Raw genomic sequence first — 18,767 nt, forward strand, 5'->3', positions numbered from 1 at the left:
GCAGAACTTCACGGATAACCATCCGGCTGGCGCCGCCGGTATGGAGCTGTTCCGCGATTGAAGCTGACATCAACGTGTTATTTCAATTTCGTAGGAGGAGTTTCGTATGGCTAACATAACCCGCTGGAATCCGGTCAACGAATTCGATGACCTGATGAACCGTTATAACCGGTTGTTTGGCCTGGCACGCGGCAATGGAGAACGGGAAGGCAAAGACCTGTTCAGCCGCAGCGACTGGGCCCCGGCCGTGGATATCAAGGAAACCCCGGAGGCCTTCAACATTGAGGCCGAACTACCGGGTATGTCCAAGGATGACGTGAAAGTCACGGTGCAGGACGGCGTGTTGAGCATTCAGGGTGAACGCAAGCATGAGGAAGAGACCGACGACAAGAAACATCACCGCATTGAGCGCTTCTATGGCAGTTTCCTGCGCCGGTTTACCCTGCCGGAAAATGTGGACGAAAACAGCATCCGGGCCAATTTCAAGGATGGCGTGTTGTCCCTGACGCTGACCAAGGCCGAGCCGGCGGAACCCAAGGCCATTGAGGTAGACGTTCAGTAATCCGGCACGGCTGGAAAGGGCAGAGCCGGGGCTCAGTTCCCGGCCTCTGCTGCTGTTCTCGCTCCGGCCTTTTTGAGTGTCTCTGCGTATGCGGTGCTGCGGCGGTGCCGGGAAACCAGATCCAGAATCGTCTCGCCGTTTTCGTCCACGGCGTTGATATCCCGCCCCGCTTCCACAAAGAAACCGACAAAGCGCTCGAAATCTTCGGCAATCATGGCCTGGTAGGCCTTGATCAGGGCATTGAAGTCAGCGTTGACAGTGCTGTCGTAAGGAGTAATCGCCAGAAAGCTCTTTACCCGCTCATCACTCCATTCCTCACCAATAACTTTCGGTTTGTCTGGTCCGCTCATAATCTCTCTGGCCTTTGTGTATCGACAAATTGAATCAGTAAATGTGTTCGTTTGGGGCCGCACAGTATAAAGCACGGTCAGGGCATGATTTCCACCGGCAATTGCCCGGTATCGATCTTGTCACTGCACTCCGGGTCCCGAATGGCGATCTCCACACGCCGGTTTTTCGCCCGGTTCTCAGCGCTGTCGTTCGGCGCCAGCGGGTTGGTTTCCGCACGGCCGGCAGCCACGACCCGTTCCGCCGGTACCTGCCGGTTCAGTACCAGCTCATGGACCACGGAAACCGCCCGTGCCGCAGACAGGTCCCAGTTGGAGCGATAACGGCCGCTGGAGATGGGGCGGTCGTCCGTGTAACCGGCTACCAGCACGTCGCCGCTGCAACCGGACAGCACATCCACCACCCGCTCGATGATCGGAATCATCTCTGACTTGATGGTGGCGTCACCGGAACGGAAAGTGGCCTCCTCGGAGAAACGGATGACCACCCGGGTTTCATCATAAGTGACGGTCAATGCCTCGGAAGCCACTTCCGCTTCCAGTTCCTCAATCATGCGGCTGGCCAGCTCGATGATCCCGGCAGAAATCCTGGTGGGCGCCTCTCCTTCGGCACGCTCGTCGATAAACTCAGGCTCCCTGGCGGCGGTATCGGTGGGTTGCGGCAGGGACACCGAATCGGACTCGATCAGGGTCAAGGGTGACCCACCCACGCCATCCGACAGCACCTGGTTGCTACCGAAGGCCACAGCCATGGAGTTGGCCATGGCGCGGTACTTTTCGACATCCATCTCCGCGAAGGACAACAGCAGGATAAAGAAGGTCAGCAACAGCGTCGCCAGGTCGGCAAAGGTCACAATCCAGGCCGGAGAACCCCGGCCATGCTTCTTCTTTTTGACTGGCTGGCGCAACATCAAAACCTACGCCTCCCGCTCCGGCGCAAGGTTGGTGCGCTGTTCCGGGGTCACAAACGAAGACAGTAGCTCAGTCATTACCCGTGGGTTTTCTCCACGCATGATATTGCGTATCGACGTGGTAATCAGCACCTGATTGCGGGCCTCGTCTTCCGCCTTGAGCTGGAGTTTGTCCGCCAGGGGCAGGGCGATCAACTGGGCGATAAAGGCGCCATAGAGCGTGGTCAGCAGGGCAATGGCCATGGCCGGGCCAATGGAAGCGGGGTCATCGAGGGTATTGAGCATCTGTACCAGACCCACAAGGGTGCCCAGCATACCAATGGCCGGCGCGGATTCACCGATACCACGAAACACCCGCTCGGCAACGTCATAGCGTTCTGCCGTCTGCTGGGTTTCCTGGGCCAGCGCTTCCTCGACCAGTTCTGGCGGGTGTCCGTCGACGCACAGGTTGATGGCCTTGCGCAGGAATTCGTTGCGGGTGTCGTGGTTCTCCAGGCCCAGGATACCTTCCTTGCGCACCACCAGTGCCAGCGCGCCTGCCTCCCGGATCAGGTCCGCTGGCCGTTCCACGCGGTCGGTAAACGCAGCCGCAAACGCCATTCGGAATGCACCCAGGACCGAGGGCAGGCGAAACTTGATCAGCGTAACGGCAAAGGTACCGCCCAATACGATCGCCAGCCCGGGAAGATTGAGAAAGGTAAGAATCGACGCGTTGGCCAGCATGGCGAGCACTACAATCAGAACGCCTGCCACCAGCCCCACAAGGGTGAGAATATCCATCAGAGACCTTACATCAGAAACCTTTGGGAATCTTGTACACCTGTACACACTTGCTGAGCATAGCCCATGCACCCGGATCGAGCTCAGTCGTTTCGCAGTTCGTCGATCACCGACCGTGTTTCGGGACTGACGCCACGCCATATCCGGAACGACTCGGCCGCCTGCTCCACCAGCATGCCCAGGCCGTCAAATACCAGCGTCGCTCCGTGATCCAGCGCCCACTGATTGAAAGTCGTGGTCTGCAGAGAATACATCATGTCGTAGACCACCGTGCCGGTACCGATCACATTTGCCGAAATCGGTGGCAGATCACCCTGCAGGCTGGCACTGGTGCCATTGATGATCAGGTCATACGGTTCCTTGAGCTCCTCGAATCCACACGCCTCCAGCAGGGTCTGCTCAGCAAGGGGTTCAAACAGCGTCACCAGCCCCTCGGCCTTAGCAACGGTGCGATTGGCGATGACCAGGGCCGACGGTTTCTCCGCCAACAAAGGCCCCAGAACACCCCGTACCGCTCCGCCTGCACCCAGCACCAGGATGCGTTTACCCGCCAGGGTGATGCAGTGGTTTTCGGTAAGGTCCATTACCAGACCCTTGCCATCCGTATTATCCGCGGTCAGTAAGCCTTCACTGTCCTGATACAGCGTATTGGCGGCTCCGGCCAGTTCCGCCCTTTCAGTGCGCCGGTCGGCCAGCTTCCAGGCCTGTTCCTTGAAGGGCACGGTGACATTCAGCCCCTGGCCACCACGCTGGAAGAATCCGGTGACGGTGCCGGCAAAATCATCCTCCGGGGCCTGGATGGCGGTGTATTCCAGATTTTCACCCGTCTGGCTGGCAAACAGGCTGTGAATACGGGGGGATTTGCTGTGGCTGATGGGATTACCCACCACAGCGTATAGATCGTTATTCATTGGCAGTCTCCAGCCAGTCCCGCCCGGTGAGGAAATGCTCGGTCAGCCGTGCTTCTTCCGAGCCCGGCTCCGGCGTATACCGGTATTCCCAGCGCACCAGCGGGGGTAATGACATCAGGATGGATTCGGTACGGCCGCCGGACTGCAGGCCAAACAGGGTGCCGCGGTCATACACCAGGTTGAATTCCACGTAGCGGCCACGGCGATACAGCTGAAACTCCCGCTCGCGGTCTCCCCAGGGCGTATCTTTGCGCCGCTGAACGATAGGTTCATAGGCCTCAATGAAACTATCGCCCACGGATTGCATCAGTGCAAAGTCACGGCCGAAATCCCCGGTATTGTGATCATCAAAAAACAGCCCGCCAACGCCCCGGGGCTCGTCCCGGTGCTTGAGGTAAAAGTAGTCGTCACACCAGTGCTTGTATTGGCGATAGATCTGCTCACCGAAGGGATCGCAGGCTGCCTTCGCCACCCGGTGCCACGCCACGCAGTCCTCATCGAAGCCGTAATAGGGGGTGAGATCATAGCCACCGCCGAACCAGTACACCGGTTCGGCATTTTCCGGTGTCGCCACGAAAAACCGCACGTTCGCGTGGGATGTCGGCACGTAGGGATTGAAAGGATGCATCACCAGGGACACGCCCATGGCCTGCCAGGGTGCACCTGCGAGATGGGGCCGGTGCGCGGTGGCAGAGGCGGGCATGGTTTCGCCCATGACGTGGGAGAAATTAACCCCACCCTTCTCGAAGACCGCACCCTCCGTGATAACCCGGCTGATGCCGCCGCCACCCTCGGGCCGGTCCCAGGCGTCGGTTTCGAAACTGCCCTTGCCATCAACCTCGGCCAGCCGTTGGCAGATCTGCTCCTGTAGTCCCAGCAGGTACTGTTTGACGGCATTGCTGTCGGGTTGCTGTGGCATGAGAACTCCTAACGCAGTTGTTTTCCGCTGACGATATCGATAATTCGGCTGGGTTGGCGGTTACCGCCCAATTGCCCCGGCACCAGCCAGTCCAGTTGCCCTTCGAAGTACCGTCGCACCTGCCAGGAGGTTCGCGCCGGCTGACGACCAGCAGGGTTGCAGGACGTGGACACCAGAGGGAAGCCCGCAGTCTCGCACAAAGCGCGCACGACCGGGTGATCACTGACACGTACCGCAATGGAGCTGTGGCGCCCCCTTACCTGTTCCGGGACCTGTTTCAGGACATCCGGCAACAGACAGGTCACCGGGCCCGGCCAGTTGGCCACGGCTTTTTCCTGCAGCTCCCGTGGCAACGGATCCAGCAGGAACCGTATCTGATCGACAGAGGCGGCCACAAGGATCACGCCTTTCTCGACCGGGCGCTGCTTCAGCTCAAGAATCCGCTCGACTGCATCCGGATCCCAGGGGTCGCAGCCCAGGCCCCAGACAGCTTCGGTAGGGTAAGCAATAACACCACCACCAAGAAGGGTGCGGCGGGCACAATGAAGGTGCCAGTCAGACAAAGGTTGCTGTGGTTTTTTCATCGGATCGTCAGGTCACTGAATGCTGTTCAGGCAATCCGCTGAAAGCCTCCGGGTGCAGAGTCCACCAGCCCCTGGAGCTCCAGAAGCAGCAGCGACTGCATCAACTGGTCGGCGGGAAGGCCCGTCACTGAGCATAAATCATCGGTTGATTGCGGATCATACCCTAAAGCCTCCAGAACCGCGATTTCCCGCGAGTCCAGGCCTGCCGTCACCAGACTCTTCGGGGCTGGAGACTCTTCCTGTCCCTGAGTGCTCCACCAGGCGCCCAGTTCCTCACAGATATCGTCCACGGTTTCCACCAGCTTCGCACCTTGCCGTATCAGGTCATGGCAGCCACGCGCCAGGGGATTGTGCACGGAGCCGGGAATGGCAAAGACCTCGCGCCCCTGTTCCAGCGCCAGGCGAGCGGTGATCAGGGAGCCGCTTTTCAGCCCTGCTTCCACCACCAGGATGCCGCGGCTGAGGCCACTGATAATTCGGTTTCGCCGGGGGAAATGGCCCGCTCTGGCGGAGGTGCCCGGTGGGTATTCGGACACAATGACGCCATTTGCGACGATGCGTTCGCTGAGGCTGCGGTGGCGATAGGGGTAGGGCTGGTCCACGCCATTGCCAATCACCGCCACTGTCGGAAAACCCGCATCCAGCGCGCCGGAGTGGGCAGCACCATCCACACCCAGGGCCATCCCGCTGGTTACCAGCAGGCCTTTCCTGCCCAGCGCAGCAGCGAAGGCGCGGGCATGTTCCAGCCCGGCCCGGGTAGCGTTTCGGCTGCCAACGATACCGATCTGCTCCCGCCCAAGCAGGTTGCGGTCACCGCGCAGATAGAGCACCAGCGGAGGATCCTGGATATGCTTCAATGGTTCGGGGTAGTCCGCATCCGCCAGAGTCAGGATCTCGGTGCCGGTTCTGACGCAATCCCCGTGAATGGCGAGGGTGCTGGCCACTACCGGATGGACGGCATCCCGGCGACGCCACGCCTCCAGGGCTTCGATGGTTTCTGATACCAGCCCGATGGCTTTTAATGTGGCGGCATTACTGGTCAGCAGGCCATGGAAGTCCGGAAAGTGTTCGCGTATGGCCTGCTGACGGCGGGCGCCGAATCCGGGCAGGCAGGACAGCAGTAACCAGAATCCGGTTTCTGACTGAAACAGGTCAGGATTTGATGGGGCAAGAGTCGTTAATGGCATGGCACATCCTTCCGTGGATCAGGTACTGGTGGTGGAGCTCGCCTTCCTGGCGGGACCGGTCGGAATTATGCCACAAAAAAAGGAGCCGGCGATGCGGCTCCCTTTTCAAACTCTCTCAAGATCTCTCAACGTCAGCCAACATCGTTTGATGTTGGCGGTCAGTTCATCAGGGGTTGGTCACCTTGTCACCAACCGACAACGGGCGTGTGGCCTGCAGAATCAGACCATAGCTCATTTTCTCGTAGGTCTGGAACACCATCATCAGCCCGGCACGCTCGGACGGCAGCTCAATGGTTTCATTGGTAACCGGATCACGCACCAGGTTACCACTCTTGAGGACCGCCATAACGTTACCCGGCTTCAGGCCCTCGCGTTCACCGCGGTTAATGGCAACCACGTCAAACTGGCCAATCTGGTTGACACCACCGTCGACCGAAATCATCTCCGCTTCAATGTCACTATCCGGCGAACTGGGCACGAAGCTGGTGGTTATGCGGCGTTCTTCACCCACCAGCAGGCGGTCACCAATACGCACTTCCTCACTGGATTGTTTCAGGCGAAGGGTGAGAACGTCGCTGTTTTCAGCGATGACTTCACCCTTGGCGATACTACGGGCTTCAAGGCCGAGGAATTCACCGGTTTCCGGGTCGCGAAACTCCTTGCTACGGCGGAAAACGCCCAGATTATCTGCGGGTTTTTGCCCACGGGCATAAATGCGGTCACCGGCGCCGGTAATGATGCGGCCGTCCTCGCCTTCCAGTACGTAAGGCGCACCGTTAAGCTCTTCAGCACTCACAATGCGGGTATCCGTCAGGAAACTGCTGATCGCGTCCAGTGGTATGGCAGGAATCGGCGTATCGATGGCTTCGGAACGAACTTTCGGCGACAACTTCACCACCCGGTCGCTGGACACCTTGGTTACGCGGGGTTCGCCGTCAATATAAACCAGCGCCAGTTCGTCGCCCGGATAGATCAGGTGAGGGTTCTGAACCTGTGGATTCACGTGCCAGATTTCCGGCCAGTACCAGGGGTTGTTCAGAAAACGTGCGGAAATATCCCACAGGGTGTCACCCTTCACGACCGTGTAACGCTCGGGATGATCGGACCTCAGATCCGGGGCGGCGTGGGCCCAGGAGGTTAGCAGCAACATGCTTGCTGCCAGAGCGTACAGCAGTTTCCTCATTGTTTATGTCCTTGATCGCGTGCCTTGAATCGCTAGATTCTGTTCTTGGTATGCAGCCGGTACTCTGCCTTTTATACCACTACTATAGAAGATGTCTCGCAAATTGTGATGTTATCTTTTGTTCTTCCAGTAAATTCTACGTTACTGTCGAAAGCTTTTAACTATCAGCTGATCAGTTTGTACTCAATGACCGAGTTGGGGGATAATAGACCCATAAACGGCAGCAAGCCGTTGAAACTGGCTCTTTCATCCCGATCATAATAGCTACGGGATGGGATAATGCGCAGTACGCTGTCGCATTTCGGAGACAGTATTCACACCGTTACAAAACATAACGGTGGAAACCAGACACAGAGGCCAAAAGTACCAGCGCTATGATACTAGATATTCTCGAATACCCGGATCCACGCTTGCGCACGATAGCCAAGCCGGTGGACAAGGTGACAGACGAGACCCGCAAGCTGATCGACGACATGTTCGAGACCATGTACGATGCGCCCGGCATTGGCCTTGCGGCCACCCAGGTCAACGTGCACAGGCAGATCATCGTGATGGACCTGTCCGAAGACAAGAGCGAGCCACGGGTGTTCATTAACCCGGAAGTGGACGTACTGGACGGCGAGCTTGAAGAGATGCAGGAAGGCTGCCTCTCGGTGCCGGGCTTCTATGAAGACGTGTCGCGGATTGAGCATTGCATGATCAGGGCCATCGATCGGGACGGTAACCCGTTTGAAATCGAGGCCCGCGGCCTGCTCGCCGTGTGTATCCAGCACGAGATGGATCATCTCAATGGCAAGCTGTTTGTGGACTATCTCAGCTCACTGAAACGCACCCGAATTCGCAAGAAGCTGGAAAAGCTCCACAAGAAAAGTGCCTGAGACAGCTTTAACGGAATGAACCGGGACCGGGTGCAAGCCCGGTCTTTTTGTATTCAACGGACCAGGGAACGACAACCCGTGCGACTTGTTTTTGCCGGCACCCCCGATTTCGCAGCCACCGCACTCAAGGCACTGCTTGCAACCCGCCATCAGGTGGTTGGCGTCTACTCCCAGCCCGACCGGCCCGCTGGCCGCGGCCGCAAGCTGACACCCGGCCCGGTCAAACAGGTGGCCATGGCGGCGGGCATTCCCGTGTTCCAGCCCCAGTCCCTGAAAACCGCAGAGGCCCAGGAAGAACTGCGGGCACTGGATGCCGATGTCATGATCGTGGCCGCTTACGGGCTGATCCTGCCCCAGGCCGTGTTGGACATCCCACGCCACGGGTGCCTGAATATCCACGCCTCACTGTTACCCCGCTGGCGTGGTGCCGCCCCGATCCAACGGGCCATTGCCGCTGGCGACCGTGAGACCGGCATCACCATCATGCAGATGGACGCCGGCCTCGACACCGGTGCCATGCTGCTGAAAGCCATTACCCCGATCGCCGAAGACGACACCGGCGGCAGCCTTCACGATCGCCTGGCCGATATGGGTGGTGGCGCCATCGTCAAGGCGCTGGAGCACCTCGAAAAAGGTGAGCTGCGTGGCGAAGCCCAGGATGAAGCCAGGGCCTGTTACGCCAGCAAGCTCAGTAAAGAGGAAGGCCATATCGACTGGACCCAGGACGCTCCCGCCATTGACCGGCTGGTTCGTGCCTTCAATCCGTGGCCAGGCACCTACACCGATCTGGACGACCTGCGCATCCGCATTCACCAGGCCGAAATCCTGGACGACACCAGTGACAAACATCCCGGCACGGTGATTCGCCGCGGCCGCGAGGGCATCGACGTTGCCTGTGGCCTGGAATCCCTGAGGATCACCCGGCTGCAACTGTCCGGCTCTCGCCCGCAGTCAGCCAACGACCTGATCAACGGCGGCAAGGAAATACTGATGCCCGGCCAGGAGCTGCACTGAATGAATGACCGGGGTCAGCCAATGCGTGCGGTGGCCGCCCGGGTTCTGCAATCCGTGGAGAATGGCCAGTCACTGACCCAATGCCTGGCCCTGGCCCTGAATGACGTGGCAGACAACGAGCGCCCGCAACTCCAGGCCTTGTGCTATGGCAGCTGCCGCTGGTTCCACCGGCTTGATGCCGAACTGCAGGCCCGCCTGAAAAAACCGCTGCGAAAACCGGACCGGATTGTTCACCACCTGATGCTGGTGGCGCTGTTCCAGCTACGATTCAGCCAGCAGGCCACCTACGCAGTACTGAATGAAACCGTGGAAGCCTGCCGTGCGCTCGACAAGCCCCACCTGACCGGACTGGTCAACGGCGTACTGCGGGCGGCGGAACGGGAAGGGGAGCCCGCCTGGCCCGACGACAGCGCCCGCTTCAGCCATCCCCGCTGGATGCTGGAGAAGCTGCGTCACAACTGGCCCAATGACTGGCAGGCCATTCTTGATGCCAACAACGCCCAAGCCCCCATGACCCTGCGGGTCAATGCCCGCCGCTTCAGCCGCAACGACTATCTGCAGTTGCTGGCGGACGACGGCATTGAAGCGACCGCCACCCGGTTTGCTCCCTATGGCATTCAACTGGCAGCCCCCGTACCGGTAGACCGCCTGCCCTGGTTCGCCGATGGCGCGGTCAGTGTCCAGGATGAAGCGGCCCAACTGTGCACCACCCTGATGGACCTGGCTCCCGGCCAGCGGGTGCTGGATGCCTGCGCCGCGCCAGGGGGAAAGACCTGCGCTATTCTTGAAAGCTGTGGCGAACTGGACGAAGTGGTCGCCATTGATGAGTCTGCCGACCGGTTGCCCCGGGTTCAGGAAAACCTGGACCGGCTGGACCTCGTGGCCACCCTGAAACAGGCGGATGCAGCGGATATTGAGCAATGGTGGGATCAGCGGCCGTTTGACCGCATCCTGCTGGATGTTCCCTGCAGTGCCACTGGCGTGATCCGCAGGCACCCGGACATCAAACTGCTGCGCCGGGAATCGGACATTGTGCCATTGGCCAGCCTCCAGCTGGGCCTGCTGGCGGCCATGTGGCAGGTACTCGCCCCGGAAGGGCGTTTGGTCTACGCCACCTGCTCCGTGTTCCCGCAGGAAAATCACCGTATAATTCGTCGATTCCTGAAGCAGCAGGATGACGCGACCCTGGTCAAGCCGGAGGTGCTGTGGGGCCGCGACATGGAAACAGGCCGTCAGCTGCTGCCTGCTGCCGAAAGCCACGATGGGTTCTTTTACGCCGTGCTGGAGAAAACACAACCATGAAAATCCTGATTCTCGGCGCCGGCCAGGTGGGTGGAACCCTGGCAGAAAACCTCGCCAACGAAGCCAATGACATCACCGTGATCGACAGCGACAGTACCCGTCTGCGGGAACTTCAGGATCGCCTGGATATTCGTACGGTCCAGGGCAAGGCGTCCTATCCTACGGTGCTGAGGCAGGCCGGTGCAGAAGATGGCGACATGCTCATCGCCGTTACCAACAGTGATGAGGTCAACATGGTGGCCTGCCAGGTGGCGAAGCTGATGTACAAGACGCCAACCACCATCTGTCGGGTCAGGGCCAATGCCTATCTGGCAAAACCGGAACTGTTCTATCAACGGGAACAGAAAAAGGACCTGGACAGTCTGCGCGGCTTCCCCATTGACGTTCTGATCAGCCCCGAACATCTGGTTACCAAACACATCACCCGGCTGATCGAATATCCGGGCGCCCTGCAGGTGCTGGAATTTTCCAAAGGCCTGGTCCAGCTGGTCGCCATCCGCGCCACCCAGGGCGGGCCGCTGGTGGGGCATGAGCTGTCCTACCTGCGCGCCCACATGCCCAAGATCGAAACCCGGGTGGCTGCCATCTTCAGAAAAGGCCGGGCGATCATGCCCAAGGGCGACACGGTGATTGAGGATGGCGATGAGGTGTTCTTTATTGCCGCCTCCGACCACATCCGCTCAGTAATGAGTGAGCTGCAGCCACTGGAGAAAGCGTACAAACGCATTTTCATCTGTGGTGGGGGCAACATCGGCCAGCGACTGGCCCACACCCTGGAATCACGCTACCAGGTGAAGCTGCTGGAGCGGGACCATGAACGCTGCGTGATGCTGTCGGAAAGCCTGCGCAAAACCGTCGTGCTGGAAGGGGATGCCGCCAACAAGGACATTCTGCTGGAAGAAAACATCGAGAACACCGATGTGTTCTGCGCCGTCACCAACGATGACGAGGCCAACATCATGGCCTCGCTGCTGGCCAAGCGCCTGGGTGCCCGCAAGGTGCTGACCCTGATCAACAACCCGGACTATGTCGATCTGATCCAGGGCGGCGATATCGATGTCGCCATCTCGCCCCAGCAAACCACCATTGGCAGCCTGCTCACTCATGTGCGCCGAGGTGACGTAGTAAACGTTCACTCACTGCGCAGGGGCGCTGCCGAGGCCATCGAAGCCATCGCCCATGGCGATCACCGGTCCTCCAAGGTGGTAGGCAAGCGGCTTGATGAGATCAACCTGCCGGAAGGCACCACCATCGGCGCCATCGTTCGCCATAACGAGGTGCTCATCGCCCACGACCACCTGCGGATCCAGCCCGATGACCACGTCATCCTGTTCCTGGTGGACAAAACCCGGATCCGGGATGTGGAGAAACTTTTCCAGGTTGGGCTCACCTTCTTCTAGCGCAAAATCAGGCCAGTGAAGCTGACTTAGAAATACGCGATTGGCAGGCGTATAATGCCCCTTTTTTCCAGCGTGCCCCGGCCAGACGCCCGGGCGCCACACACAGACTGACCAGCAGGCAAACGTCGTGACAGACAAGGCAACTTCCGAAAATACGCCGGATATCAAAACCTTCCAGGGCCTGATTCTGGCCCTGCAGAATTTCTGGGCGCAGCACGGCTGCGTGGTACTCCAGCCACTGGACATGGAAGTCGGGGCCGGCACTTTCCATCCTGCCACCTTCCTGCGCTCCATCGGCCCGGAAACCTGGAACGCCGCCTACGTTCAGCCCAGCCGCCGCCCCACCGACGGCCGCTACGGGGAAAACCCCAACCGCCTGCAACACTACTACCAGTTCCAGGTGGTACTGAAGCCGTCGCCGGACAACATCCAGGAGCTGTATCTGGATTCCCTGAAGGCGCTGGGCCTGGACCCACTGGTTCATGATATCCGCTTTGTGGAAGACAACTGGGAATCGCCCACCCTCGGGGCCTGGGGCCTGGGCTGGGAAATCTGGCTCAACGGTATGGAAGTCACCCAGTTCACCTACTTCCAGCAGGTCGGTGGCCTGGAATGCTACCCGGTGACCGGCGAGCTTACCTACGGCCTTGAGCGCATTGCCATGTACCTGCAGGGCGTCGACAGCGTGTACGACCTGGTATGGACCGAAGGCCCGGATGGCGTAGTGACCTATGGTGACGTGTTCCACCAGCAGGAAGTGGAAATGTCCACCTACAACTTCGAACATGCCGATACCGAATTTCTGTTCCACAGCTTTGATGTGTACGAACGAGAGAGCGCTCGCCTGATCGAAGCCGGCCTGGCACTGCCTGCCTACGAGCAGGTACTCAAGGCCTCCCACACATTCAACCTCCTGGACGCCCGGCACGCCATCTCCGTGACCGAGCGCCAACGGTTCATCCTGCGGGTTCGCACGCTCGCCCGCTCTGTTGCCCAGGCGTACTTCGAAAGCCGCCGCAAGCTTGGCTTCCCGATGGCACCGGAAGCGTTGCGCAAGGAAGTACTGGCAGCCGCCGACGCCGCCGATGAAAAAGGCAAGAAGGGCAAGAAAGCGAAAAAAGCTCAGCAGGAACAGGGGAACGCATAATCATGGCAACACAGGATTTTCTGGTCGAACTGGGCACCGAAGAACTGCCCCCCAAGGCCCTCAAGCCGCTGTCTGACGCTTTTACCCGTGGTATTACCAGGGGCCTGGGAGAAGCCGGTATCGACTTTGGCAAGGTAGAAGCCTTTGCCGCTCCACGCCGGCTTGCGGTGCGGATTCGCGGCCTGGAAGACGCCCAGCCGGACAAGCCAGTGGAAAAGCGCGGCCCGGCCGTCAAAGCTGCGTTTGACGATTCCGGCAATCCCACCCGTGCCCTGACCGGTTTTGCTACCTCCCTGGGCGTAACCCCGGACCAGCTGGACACCCTGGAAACCGACAAGGGTGCCTGGGTGGTTTACCGCACCATCGAAAAAGGCCGCCCCACCGTGGAACTGATGCCGGAACTGGTGGATCAGTCCCTGGCAGCGCTGCCCATCCCCAAGCGTATGCGCTGGGGCGCCCACCGTACCGAATTCGTGAGGCCGGTCCACTGGGCCATCATGCTGTTCGGCAGCAAGGTGATTGAAACCCCGATCATGGGACTGACACCGGGCAACACCACCCGGGGCCACCGCTTCCATTGCCCCAGGTCACTGATTGTTCCCAAGCCCGGTGACTACGAAGTGGTGCTGCGCCAGGAAGGCTACGTCATCGCCGACTTTGCCGAACGCCGTGAGCAGATCCGCGACGGCGTGATGGCCATCGCCAGGAACGAAGCCGGCGGCCAGGCCGTCATTGATGAAGACCTGCTGGACGAAGTCACCGCCCTCAACGAATGGCCAGTGCCGCTGATGGGCCGCTTCGAGGAACGCTTCCTGGATGTGCCTGCCGAGGCACTGATTTCCTCCATGAAGGAGCACCAGAAGTATTTCCACGTGGTTTCCGCCGACGGCAAGATGCTACCGCTGTTCATCACCGTCGCCAATCTGGAAAGCAAGGACCCGAGCCAGGTGATCTCCGGTAACGAGAAGGTTATCCGCCCACGCCTGGCCGATGCCGCCTTCTTCTACGACACCGATCGCAAGACCAGACTGGAAGACCGTATCGACCAGCTCAAACCGATCGTGTTCCAGGACAAGCTGGGCAGCATCTACGACAAATCCGTGCGCGTTGCCGCCCTGGCCAGCAAAATTGCCGATGCCATCGGCAGCGATCCGGTGCTGGCCGAGCGTGCCGCCATGCTGGCCAAGACCGACCTGGTCACCGAGATGGTGCTGGAATTCACCGATCTTCAGGGCATCATGGGCCAGTACTACGCCGCCAATGACGGCGAAAACGAAGAAGTGGCCAGCGCCCTGAACGAGCAGTACATGCCCCGCTTTGCCGGTGATGACCTGCCCGCCACACTGACCGGCTGCGCTGTGGCCATTGCCGACCGCATTGATTCGCTGGTGGGCCTGTTCGGCATCAACCAGCCGCCGTCCGGCACCCGCGACCCCTTCGGCCTGCGCCGGGCCTCCCTGGGGGTACTGCGCATCATCATCGAACGGGAGCTGCCACTGGACCTGCAGACCCTGTGCGAATGGGCAGAAGCAGAACACAGCAGCATCACCGAGCCGAACGTCGCCAGCACTGTGGTGGATTACATGCTGGAGCGCTTCCGCGCCCACTATGAAGAGCAGGGCATCAGTGCCGAAGTCTACCTGGCCGTACACGCCCGCCGTCCCACCCGCCCGCTGGACTTCGACCGCCGGGTAAAAGCCGTGGAAGCCTTCCGCCAGCTGCCGGAAGCTCTGGCCCTGGCCGGTGCCAACAAGCGGGTCTCCAACATTCTCACCAAGCAGGGCGGTGACAGCATCGGTGAAACCATCGATACCGATCTGCTGCAGGACAACGCCGAGAAAGCCCTGGCAGAGCAGATCCGCCAGCAGGCTGAGAAAGTGCGGCCTCTGTTCGAGAAAGGCGACTACGCCACCGCTCTGAGCTCCCTGGCGAGTCTGCGGGAACCGGTGGATAACTTCTTCGACGAAGTGATGGTCATGGCAGACGACGAGGCCGTGCGCAACAACCGCCTGGCCATGCTCAACCTGCTGCGGAACCTGTTCCTGCGGGTGGCGGATATTTCTGTCCTGCCTACTGCCGGTTAACAGAAATCAGGGGCGCCGGCCAATCGGCCGGCTAACTCCAGGGATGCCGTTTTATTGGCCGGGGGCTGGTAAATAACCACTTAATCCGTATAATACCGGCCGTTGATCGGCGTGTGGCGCAGCTTGGTAGCGCACTTCGTTCGGGACGAAGGGGTCGCAGGTTCGAATCCTGCCACGCCGACCACTTTCCCGCTTTCCATTGTCATACTTCCCTTATTTCCAAGCCTATCCCGGCACGATTTCGTTTCTGTCAGAGCCCGGCGATGAAACGCTACGGTTCATTCTTGTCTGGTTTTATGTCCAGCCACTGACATCAAGCTTTCATATTGGACGTGTACAACGATGCTCTCATTCCAACGGAGCAGCAGTAATGTCCGACCAATCCTCCCTACTGGTAGAAAAACTCTGGCGATTAAAACGCCGTATCGATAAAGGTCAATGCCCTGGCGTGGATTTCGTCCACCTCAACGTTCTTCTCCGGGAGCCGGGTTACCGGACGGATGTGCTCCGGCGCGTTGAAGCTAACGGCTCACCGGAACTCCAGGCATTGGCCCGCGAGATCATGGCAAATGACGACGGGGCGCCTCTGATGGCCAAATCGCCGGACCAAAAATTGTCTGCCAGCTCGGTCAAGCCCACTAAAAGCCGAGGATGGTTCCAGCGTAATGCGCTTGTGCTGATTCCCGTTATCGGCGTTACCGTTGCAACAGTTGCCGGCTTTACCGCTTTTGAGAACCGCAGCGTGCGTATCAGCACTGATATCACCTCGGATACTGTCTGGGAGACGGGGCGTCGCTATGTGCTCGAAGATACGATTTTTGTCGAAAGCGCTCAGCTGACCATCGAGCCCGGCGTAACCGTTGAAGGCGAATCCGGGTCTGCATTGATCGTAACGCCCAGCGCCAAACTGTTTGCCCGCGGCAGCCGAAACCAGCCCGTGGTATTCACAAGCAGTAAGCAACCAGGCCAGCGGGCCCGTGGCGACTGGGGCGGGGTGGTCCTTCTGGGCAACGCCCCGGTTAACCAGCCGAACGCCGCAATCGAGGGCGTACCCGAGAGCGACTCACGCGGGCAATTCGGTGGCAATGACGAACACCACAGCTGTGGCGTGATGCAATACACCCGCATTGAGTTTGCCGGGTTTGAGGTCTATCAGAACAATGAACTGAACGGGCTTACTCTGGGCGGTTGCGGATCCAACACCATTATTCAGCACGTCCAGGTACATCGGGCGCTGGACGACGGCATCGAGATGTTCGGCGGTACCGTCGACCTGAAAAACATCCTGGTGACCGGTGCCGCTGATGACAGTATCGACTGGGACTGGGGCTGGCGGGGCCGGGTTCAGTTCGCCATTATCCAGCAGCACCGTGATGCGGGCGACAACGCCTTTGAAGGTGACAACAACGGGTCCAGTCACTCCGCCGTGCCCCGCTCCGAACCCACGTTCTACAACGTCACACTCTACGGCAATGGCCGCTCCGCAAAGGAACACCGGGCCATTCTGCTGCGTGAGGGCTCCGGCGGGCATTTCCACAACATGATTATCGACAGCTTCGCCATTGAAGCACTGGATACCCGGGACGAGGTCACGGCTCTGATAGGCACGGGCGCACTGACCTTCAGTCACAATCTGCTTGCCAACAATGGCCGCCTTGGCAATCTGACGATCGTTAACGAAACAGACGATGATGACTTCGGGTTCAATGAGGAACTGTGGATGCGAAGCCCGGAACACCGGAACACCATCCAGGTCGAAACGAGCCTGCAACCCTCAGTCAACAGCGAATCCTCACCCCACTTCCGCCCCAGGGGGTCGGCACAGTCCATGACGGCGAGACGCCCCCCCAAAAGCGAGTTTTTCGATGAATCGGCCATGTATCCTGGTGCTGTAAACCCCAGGGCCACGTCAACATGGCTTGAAGGCTGGGTAGCCTACCCGGAAGCCTGAGGGCTAGATCAGCACCCCCGGGTTCAACAGACCATCAGGGTCCAACGTCCGTTTGGCTGAACGCAACACATCAGCAAACAGGTCCGGCCGCTGGCGATCATAGCCGGGCCGATGGTCACGGCCTACGGCGTGGTGGTGGGTGATGGTGCCGCCCAGGTCGATCAGGGTTTCCATCACCGCCAGTTTGATCTCGTCCCACTGTTTTAACTGGTCGCCACGCCGGCCCGGGGCAATCACGGTGTAGTAGGGCGCCGGGCCGTCCGGATACACGTGGGTGAAACGGCAGGTGACGAAGGCCTTGCCGCAGATCTCGCGGGTGACCCTGTTCACTGTCTCGCTGACGCCCTGGTGGAAGCCTTCGAACCTGTCCCAGGTAATGGCAGTTTCGAAGGTTTCCGCCACCAGCCCGAGGCGAATCAGCGCATCCCGCATGTAGGGTGCGCGGATAAACTGCTGGCGCCAGTCACCGGCCTGGCCTTTATCAGGTGTCTGTTCCCGGCTGGCCTGAACCGATCCGCCGGCGTCAGCCACGATTTCCAGCGCCCGTTCCATCCAGACATCCACCGGATGGTCGGCAGATTCAAAGCCGATAATAAGTAAGTGCTTACTACCGTTTCCAATGCCGTTTATCATGGCTTCCCGGGCATCAATCAGCCGGCAATTGGTCGGGTACAGGCCAGACTGGGACAGCCTGCGAACGGCTTCCGCTCCCCTGATAAAGTCGTCAAAATGAACCGTTCGGGCGGCCCGGAACTCCGGCCTGGCCTGCAAACGCATCCACGCGGACGTCACGAAACCGAGAATGCCTTCGGAGCCCAGGAACAGTCGGTCCGGCGAAGGGCCGGCGCCCGAGCCGGGCAGCCGCCGGGTTTCCAGGGAGCCGCTGGGTGTTACCACACGGGTGGCTTCCACCAGGTCGTCAATGTGGGTATAGAGGGTGGCGAAGTGGCCGCCAGAGCGGGTGGCGATCCAGCCACCCAGGGTCGAGAACTCGAACGACTGGGGGAAATGCCGCAGGGTAAAACCATGGGGGCGCAAACCGTCCTCGAGGGCAGGCCCGTAGATGCCACCCTCTATATGGGCTGCCCGGGACGTCTGGTCCACCTCGATGATGCGGCTGAAACGCTCCATGTCGACGGTAATGGTGCCCGCCCAGTCGCCCTCGTAGCGCGGCTCGGTTCCACCCACCACACTGGAGCCGCCGCCGTAGGGAATCACGGCAGCGCCGCAGCGGCTGGCGTAGTCCAGCACGTCCAGCAGTTCCTGTTCGGTGGACGGGCGGGCAATCAGGTCCGGCGCGCAGCGGTAATCCCCGTCCAGGCCCCGCACAATGTCCCGGAAGGATTTGCCGTAGGTGTGGCCGGCCCGGTCCCGACGGTCCGTGGAAATAATGGGCAGCAATGATTGCGGAGGCTGCAACCGGGGTTCCGGCATTATAAGGTCGGCCAATGCCGGCGGGGCCTGAGGCGTGAACTCTATGCCACCAAACTGCATACCCACCAGTTGACGCAATTGATCAATCTGCTGGTCGTCAAATGCACTGTCTTCATTACCCCAACCCCAGTAATTGCGTATTGTCATGGACATTACCTGTTTATTGTTTTGCA

17 protein-coding genes and 1 tRNA gene are annotated in these 18,767 nt (G+C 59.8%); 9 read left to right on the top strand and 9 right to left on the bottom strand.

Going from position 1 to position 18,767, the window contains the following annotated elements; all coding sequences use genetic code 11:
- Positions 1–106: 106 nt before the first annotated feature.
- The gene (locus QPL94_RS02610) at positions 107–562 is read left to right on the top strand and encodes an Hsp20/alpha crystallin family protein (protein ID WP_285355309.1); all 456 of its coding nucleotides are present in this window, start codon (positions 107–109) and stop codon (positions 560–562) included.
- Between the two features lie 32 nt (positions 563–594).
- Here QPL94_RS02610 and QPL94_RS02615 read toward each other — a convergent pair whose 3' ends face one another.
- The 8 genes from QPL94_RS02615 to QPL94_RS02650 form a co-directional block, all read right to left on the bottom strand.
- Positions 595–912, bottom strand: coding sequence for a PA4642 family protein (locus tag QPL94_RS02615; RefSeq protein WP_285355310.1), 318 nt, complete (start codon positions 910–912; stop codon positions 595–597).
- A gap of 77 nt (positions 913–989) precedes the next feature.
- On the bottom strand, positions 990–1,820 hold the full coding sequence (locus QPL94_RS02620) for a flagellar motor protein MotB (protein WP_285355312.1): 831 nt from the start codon (positions 1,818–1,820) through the stop codon (positions 990–992).
- Between the two features lie 6 nt (positions 1,821–1,826).
- The gene (locus tag QPL94_RS02625; RefSeq protein ID WP_285355313.1) at positions 1,827–2,600 is read right to left on the bottom strand and encodes a MotA/TolQ/ExbB proton channel family protein; all 774 of its coding nucleotides are present in this window, start codon (positions 2,598–2,600) and stop codon (positions 1,827–1,829) included.
- Between the two features lie 83 nt (positions 2,601–2,683).
- Entirely contained in the window at positions 2,684–3,511 is an 828-nt protein-coding gene (aroE, locus tag QPL94_RS02630) for a shikimate dehydrogenase (RefSeq protein ID WP_285355314.1), read from the bottom strand.
- A complete protein-coding gene (hemF, locus tag QPL94_RS02635) occupies positions 3,504–4,430 on the bottom strand; it encodes an oxygen-dependent coproporphyrinogen oxidase (protein WP_285355316.1) in 927 nt (308 codons plus the stop codon). The genes aroE and hemF overlap by 8 nt, the downstream gene beginning before the upstream one ends.
- Positions 4,431–4,438: 8 nt before the next feature.
- A complete protein-coding gene (tsaC, locus tag QPL94_RS02640) occupies positions 4,439–5,014 on the bottom strand; it encodes an L-threonylcarbamoyladenylate synthase type 1 TsaC (protein ID WP_285355318.1) in 576 nt (191 codons plus the stop codon).
- Between the two features lie 26 nt (positions 5,015–5,040).
- Positions 5,041–6,201 carry a DNA-processing protein DprA gene (gene dprA, locus QPL94_RS02645; protein ID WP_285355319.1) on the bottom strand — a complete coding sequence of 387 codons (1,161 nt, stop codon included), beginning with the start codon at positions 6,199–6,201 and terminating at the stop codon, positions 5,041–5,043.
- A gap of 166 nt (positions 6,202–6,367) precedes the next feature.
- Positions 6,368–7,384, bottom strand: coding sequence for a LysM peptidoglycan-binding domain-containing protein (locus tag QPL94_RS02650; RefSeq protein WP_285355321.1), 1,017 nt, complete (start codon positions 7,382–7,384; stop codon positions 6,368–6,370).
- A gap of 374 nt (positions 7,385–7,758) precedes the next feature.
- Here QPL94_RS02650 and def point away from each other — a divergent pair, with 374 nt between their 5' ends.
- The 8 genes from def to QPL94_RS02690 all read left to right on the top strand — a co-directional run bounded on the left by def (position 7,759) and on the right by QPL94_RS02690 (position 17,160).
- On the top strand, positions 7,759–8,262 hold the full coding sequence (gene def, locus QPL94_RS02655) for a peptide deformylase (protein WP_285355323.1): 504 nt from the start codon (positions 7,759–7,761) through the stop codon (positions 8,260–8,262).
- Between the two features lie 78 nt (positions 8,263–8,340).
- Positions 8,341–9,276 (top strand): methionyl-tRNA formyltransferase, encoded by a 936-nt coding sequence (fmt, locus tag QPL94_RS02660; RefSeq protein ID WP_285355324.1) that lies wholly within the window; start codon positions 8,341–8,343, stop codon positions 9,274–9,276.
- Positions 9,277–10,578 (top strand): 16S rRNA (cytosine(967)-C(5))-methyltransferase RsmB, encoded by a 1,302-nt coding sequence (gene rsmB / locus QPL94_RS02665; protein WP_285355326.1) that lies wholly within the window; start codon positions 9,277–9,279, stop codon positions 10,576–10,578. It abuts the gene before it with no gap.
- Positions 10,575–11,978 (top strand): Trk system potassium transporter TrkA, encoded by a 1,404-nt coding sequence (gene trkA / locus QPL94_RS02670; RefSeq protein WP_285355327.1) that lies wholly within the window; start codon positions 10,575–10,577, stop codon positions 11,976–11,978. Before rsmB ends, trkA begins: the two co-directional genes overlap by 4 nt.
- Before the next feature lie 127 nt (positions 11,979–12,105).
- A complete protein-coding gene (glyQ, locus tag QPL94_RS02675) occupies positions 12,106–13,125 on the top strand; it encodes a glycine--tRNA ligase subunit alpha (protein ID WP_285355329.1) in 1,020 nt (339 codons plus the stop codon).
- A gap of 2 nt (positions 13,126–13,127) precedes the next feature.
- A complete protein-coding gene (glyS, locus tag QPL94_RS02680) occupies positions 13,128–15,209 on the top strand; it encodes a glycine--tRNA ligase subunit beta (RefSeq protein WP_285355330.1) in 2,082 nt (693 codons plus the stop codon).
- A gap of 107 nt (positions 15,210–15,316) precedes the next feature.
- Positions 15,317–15,393: transfer RNA gene (locus tag QPL94_RS02685), tRNA-Pro, on the top strand.
- Between the two features lie 186 nt (positions 15,394–15,579).
- The gene (locus tag QPL94_RS02690) at positions 15,580–17,160 is read left to right on the top strand and encodes a beta-helix domain-containing protein (protein ID WP_285355331.1); all 1,581 of its coding nucleotides are present in this window, start codon (positions 15,580–15,582) and stop codon (positions 17,158–17,160) included.
- A 3-nt stretch (positions 17,161–17,163) separates the two neighbouring features.
- On the opposite strand, the gene QPL94_RS02695 is transcribed toward QPL94_RS02690, so the two are convergent.
- Complete coding sequence (locus tag QPL94_RS02695; protein WP_285355332.1) at positions 17,164–18,741, bottom strand: FAD-binding oxidoreductase; 1,578 nt, start codon at positions 18,739–18,741, stop codon at positions 17,164–17,166.
- Positions 18,742–18,767: the final 26 nt, after the last annotated feature.

It is taken from the genome of Marinobacter sp. SS13-12 (assembly GCF_030227115.1).
Classification (GTDB): domain Bacteria; phylum Pseudomonadota; class Gammaproteobacteria; order Pseudomonadales; family Oleiphilaceae; genus Marinobacter.